This is a genomic window from Vibrio sp. 2130-1 (genome assembly GCF_033339515.1).
This window is the reverse complement of the sequence record NZ_JAWOUT010000160.1, coordinates 1-821: the sequence shown is the minus strand read 5'-3', so window position 1 is coordinate 821 and position 821 is coordinate 1. Positions and strand designations below refer to the sequence as shown.

Annotated in this window: 1 protein-coding gene and 1 pseudogene; both read right to left on the bottom strand. The window is 47.7% G+C overall.

All coding sequences use genetic code 11. The features are described from left to right. Positions 1 to 92, bottom strand: a pseudogene (locus tag R7Q09_RS24895) (tryptophan synthase subunit alpha); the annotation flags it as partial. Then, positions 92 to 821, bottom strand: a 730-nt coding sequence (locus R7Q09_RS24890) for a pyridoxal-phosphate dependent enzyme (RefSeq protein WP_318143790.1), incomplete at its 5' end; no start/stop codon positions are given. The gene R7Q09_RS24890 and the pseudogene R7Q09_RS24895, both read right to left, overlap by 1 nt.

The following is an 821-nucleotide window of genomic DNA, read 5'->3' as shown; positions in this document are numbered from 1 at the left end:
TCGGCGTTTGGATCACAAACCGTCACGAATGGTACAAATGCGCCTTGGTTTTTCTCGTTTAGGTGTGCAAACATCTTCTCATAACGGCTCATTAGATTACTCCTTTTTCTTCTAAGATAGCGTGTACGGTGAAGATGTCTTTGTCACCACGACCAGATAGGTTAACAACCAGTAATTGATCTTTTTCAGGATTCTCACGAGCCATGCGCAGTGCATGTGCCAGAGCATGAGAGGATTCAAGTGCAGGAATGATGCCTTCGCTGCGAGCTAGTTCTTGGAATGCTTCTAATGCTTCATCATCCGTTACGTTGTCGTATTCAGCGCGACCGATAGCGTTAAGATGTGCGTGCTGTGGACCAACTGAAGGGAAGTCTAGACCGGCTGAAACAGAGTAAGACTCTTCAACCTGACCATTCTCATCTTGCATTAATGGTGCCTTCATACCAAAGAAGATACCTGTTTTACCATGCTTAAGTGGCGCACCGTGTTGATCCGTATCGATGCCTTTACCTGCTGGCTCCACGCCAATCAGGCGAACGCTTTCTTCTTCGATAAAATCTGCAAACATACCAATCGCGTTTGAGCCACCACCCACACAGGCGATAACAGCATCAGGTAGGCGACCTTCACGCGCCAGAATTTGGTTTTTAGTTTCTTCACCAATCATGCGTTGGAACTCACGCACAATAGTCGGGAATGGGTGAGGGCCTGCTGCTGTACCGAGAAGGTAGTGTGCGTCTTCGTAGCTGCCTGACCAATCACGCAGCGCTTCATTACAAGCATCTTTAAGTGTTGCAGAGCCTGAATGGACAGGAATCACT